The organism is Mesorhizobium sp. M0119 (assembly GCF_040322615.1).
Lineage (GTDB): Bacteria > Pseudomonadota > Alphaproteobacteria > Rhizobiales > Rhizobiaceae > Mesorhizobium.
Map to the genome: position 1 here is coordinate 1 of NZ_JAMYTU010000086.1, position 4,604 is coordinate 4,604.

General features: G+C 63.0%; 1 protein-coding gene. It reads right to left on the bottom strand.

Annotated elements, in window-relative coordinates; all coding sequences use genetic code 11:
• Nucleotides 1-109: 109 nt before the first annotated feature.
• Nucleotides 110-4,246, bottom strand: coding sequence for a DNA-directed RNA polymerase subunit beta (gene rpoB, locus NKJ40_RS31480; RefSeq protein WP_292662592.1), 4,137 nt, complete (start codon nt 4,244-4,246; stop codon nt 110-112).
• Between the last annotated feature and the right edge of the window lie 358 nt (nt 4,247-4,604).

A 4,604-nucleotide genomic window follows, 5' to 3' on the forward strand; every position in this document is an offset into this window, starting at 1 on the left:
CCCCCCCCCCCCCCCCCCCCCCCCGCCCCCCCCCCCCCCGCCCCGCGCCCCCCGGCCGGATCCGGGTGGGCGCGGGCGGGCGCCCCGGGCCCGCCCCCCCACGTCTTGCTTATTCGGCCGCGTCGGGCAGCCGGATCGGGTTGTCGTCGAGCTTGGTGTTCTCCAATTCGACATTGAGGCCGAGAGACCGCATTTCCTTGACGAGAACGTTGAAGCTCTCCGGGATGCCGGCCTCGAATGTGTCGTCGCCTCTGACGATTGCCTCGTAGACCTTGGTGCGGCCGGCGACGTCGTCCGACTTCACTGTCAGCATCTCCTGCAGCGTGTAGGCGGCGCCGTACGCTTCGAGCGCCCAGACCTCCATCTCGCCGAAGCGTTGGCCACCGAACTGCGCCTTGCCGCCCAGCGGCTGCTGGGTAACGAGCGAGTACGGTCCGATCGAACGCGCGTGGATCTTGTCATCCACAAGGTGGTGAAGCTTAAGCATATATATGTAGCCCATCGTCACTTTGCGATCGAACGGTTCGCCGGTGCGTCCGTCATAGAGCTGCGACTGACCGCTGGTGTGCAGGCCCGCCTGCTCCAGCATGATGTTGATGTCGGCCTCGTGCGCGCCGTCGAACACCGGTGTGGCGATTGAGACGCCGCGGCGCATCTGCTCGCTGAGGCGAACGATGCTCTCGTCGTCATATTCGCGGACCGGTTCGTTGCGGTCGTTGGCCGGCATGAAGCTCTCGAGCGTCTTGCGCAGCGGCTTGATGTCGCCCGCCGTCTTGTACGCGTCGATCAGATCGCCGATCTTCCTGCCCATTCCGGCGCAAGCCCAGCCCAGATGCGTTTCCAGGATCTGGCCGACATTCATGCGCGACGGCACACCCAGCGGGTTGAGCACGATATCGGCATGCGTGCCGTCCTCGAGGAAAGGCATGTCCTCGACCGGAACGATCCGCGACACGACACCCTTGTTGCCGTGCCGGCCGGCCATCTTGTCGCCGGGCTGCATCTTGCGCTTCACGGCCACGAAGACCTTGACCATCTTCATGACGCCCGGAGGCATTTCGTCGCCGCGCTGCACCTTCTCGACCTTGTCCATGAAGCGCTGCTCGAGCGCCTTCTTGGAGTCGTCGTACTGGCCACGCAGGGCTTCCAGTTCGCTCTGGAGCTTTTCGTTCTCCACAGCAAACTGCCACCACTGCGAACGCGGATACTCGTCGAGCGTGTCCTTCGACAGCTTCGAGCCCTTCTTGAAGCCCTTCGGCCCGGCAATCGCCTCCTTGCCGACGAGAACGTCGGAAAGGCGCGAATAGACGTTACGGTCAAGGATCGCCTGCTCGTCGTCGCGGTCCTTGGCGAGGCGTTCGATCTCCTCGCGCTCGATCGCCATGGCGCGCTCGTCCTTCTCGACGCCGTGGCGGTTGAAGACGCGCACTTCGACGACGGTGCCGAAGGTTCCCGGAGGCATGCGCATGGAGGTGTCGCGCACGTCCGAGGCCTTTTCACCGAAGATGGCGCGCAGCAGCTTTTCTTCCGGCGTCATCGGGCTTTCGCCCTTTGGCGTGATCTTGCCGACCAGGATGTCGCCCGGCTGCACTTCCGCACCGATGTAGACGATGCCGGCCTCATCGAGGTTCTTCAGCGCTTCTTCCGAGACGTTCGGGATGTCGCGCGTGATCTCCTCCGGCCCGAGCTTGGTGTCGCGGGCCATGACTTCGAACTCCTCGATGTGGATCGAGGTGAAGACGTCGTCGGCGACGATGCGCTCGGACAAGAGGATGGAATCCTCGTAGTTGTAGCCGTTCCACGGCATGAACGCGACCAGCACGTTGCGGCCGAGGGCCAGATCACCGAGCTCGGTCGACGGGCCGTCGGCAATGATGTCGCCCTTGTTGACCCGGTCGCCCATGCGCACCAGCGGACGCTGGTTGATGCAGGTGTTCTGGTTCGAACGCTGGAACTTCATCAGCCGGTAGATGTCGACGCCGGACTTGCCGGGATCGAGATCTTCCGTTGCGCGGATGACGATACGCGTCGCGTCCACCTGGTCGACGATGCCGCCGCGGCGGGCGCCGATTGCGGCGCCCGAGTCACGGGCGACGATCGGCTCCATGCCGGTGCCGACGAACGGCGCTTCGGCGCGCACCAGCGGCACGGCCTGACGCTGCATGTTCGAGCCCATCAGCGCACGGTTGGCGTCGTCGTTCTCGAGAAACGGGATCAGGGCCGCGGCCACCGACACCATCTGCTTCGGCGACACGTCCATCAGATCGACGTTTTCGCGCGGCGCCATCATCACTTCGCCAGCGTTGCGGCAAATGACGAATTCGTCGACGAAATGACCATTCTTGTCGAGCTCGGCATTGGCCTGCGCGACGTGGTGCTTGGCCTCTTCCATAGCCGAGAGGTAAACGACCTCATTGGTCAGCTTGCCGTTGACGATCTTGCGGTACGGGCTCTCGATGAAGCCGTATTTGTTGACGCGCGCGAAGGTCGCAAGCGAGTTGATCAGGCCGATATTCGGGCCTTCCGGCGTCTCGATCGGGCAGATGCGGCCGTAATGCGTCGGGTGCACGTCGCGCACTTCGAAACCGGCACGCTCGCGGGTCAGACCGCCCGGTCCAAGCGCCGAAAGACGGCGCTTGTGGGTGATCTCCGACAACGGGTTGGTCTGATCCATGAACTGCGACAGCTGCGAGGAACCGAAGAACTCGCGCACGGCGGCAGCCGCCGGCTTGGCGTTGATCAGGTCCTGCGGCATCACCGTGTCGATCTCGATCGAGGACATGCGTTCCTTGATCGCGCGCTCCATGCGCAGCAGGCCGACGCGGTACTGGTTCTCCATCAGCTCGCCGACCGAGCGCACGCGGCGATTGCCGAGATTGTCGATGTCGTCGATCTCGCCCTTGCCGTCGCGCAGTTCGACCAGCGTCTTGACCACGGCCAGGATGTCGTCCTTGCGCAGCACGCGCACGGTATCCTCGGCCTTGAGCTCCAGGCGCATGTTCATCTTGACGCGGCCGACGGCCGACAGATCATAGCGCTCGCTGTCGAAGAACAGCGAGTTGAACATGGCTTCGGCGGTTTCGAGCGTCGGCGGCTCGCCGGGGCGCATGACGCGGTAGATGTCGAACAGCGCGTCCTGGCGGCTCTCGTTCTTGTCGACGTTGAGCGTGTTGCGGATATAGGCGCCGACATTGACGTGGTCGATGTCGAGAACCTTGATCTCGTCCTCGCCGGTGCCGAGCAGCACTTTCAGCGTCTTTTCGTCGATCTCGTCGCCGGCTTCGAGGAAGATTTCGCCGGTCGCGTAGTTGACGATATCCTCTGCAAGGTAGTTGCCAAGCAGATCCTCGTCGGTTGCTTTGATCGCCTTGAGACCCTTTTCGCCAAGCGCCCTGGCCTGGCGGGCGGTGATCTTCTTGCCGGCCTCGACGACGACTTCGCCGGTGTCGGCATCGACCAGGTCACCAACGGCCTTGAGGCCGCGGAAACGCTCGACGTTGAACGGGATGCGCCAATGGTCGCCGGCACGCTTGTAGATGATCTTGTTGTAGAAGGTCGACAGGATCTCTTCGCCGTCCATGCCGAGCGCCATCAGCAGCGACGTCACCGGAATCTTGCGGCGGCGATCAATGCGGGCATGCACGACGTCCTTGCTATCGAACTCGATGTCGAGCCACGAACCGCGATAGGGAATGACGCGCGCGGCAAACAGAAGCTTGCCGGACGAGTGCGACTTGCCCTTGTCATGGTCGAAGAAGACGCCTGGCGAACGGTGCATCTGCGAGACGATGACGCGCTCGGTGCCGTTGACGATGAAGGTGCCGTTCAACGTCATGAGCGGCATGTCGCCCATGTAGACATCCTGCTCCTTGATGTCCTTGATCGACTTCGCGCCGGTATCCTCGTCGATATCGAACACGATGAGGCGCAGCGTCACCTTGAGCGGCGCCGCATAGGTCAGGTCGCGCTGACGGCATTCGTCAACGTCGAATTTCGGTCCCTCGAACTCATATTTCACGAATTCCAGCATCGAGGAGCCGGAAAAATCGGAAATCGGGAAGACCGACTTGAAAACTGCCTGCAGTCCCTCGTCAGGACGCCCGCCCTTGGGCTCCTCCACCATCAGGAACTGGTCATAGGATGCCTTCTGAACCTCAATCAGGTTCGGCATCTCCGCAACTTCCGGGATCTTTCCGAAAAACTTGCGTACGCGTCTGCGGCCATTGAAAGTCTGGGTCTGGGCCATCGTCGCTCCTTAGCTCAATTCTCGGGACGAGCCTCGCCGCGGCTCGCCTTGCATCTCGGGCCACCTCGGCGGCCCTGTCTTGTTGCCCGCCGCCTGTCGGCGGCTTCTTGTCTTTTCACCCGCCGCCAATTGGCGGTGGGCCAGAAACGGGAGAAAACCCGTTTCCTGAAGGCCGGTTTGCGGCCCTCAGGAAAGAGGTTTTCGCACTCTTCGCGCTACGAACCTCCCTCCTTGCGAAGGGAGTGGCGGGCGGCGCGCCCCCGGGCGCCCGGGCGCAACCCGTAACTGAGGTATACCATGGCGCCCGGGGCGAGCAGAGGGGCCCTGTACCAGTGTGATATTAACAAATAGACCGGCC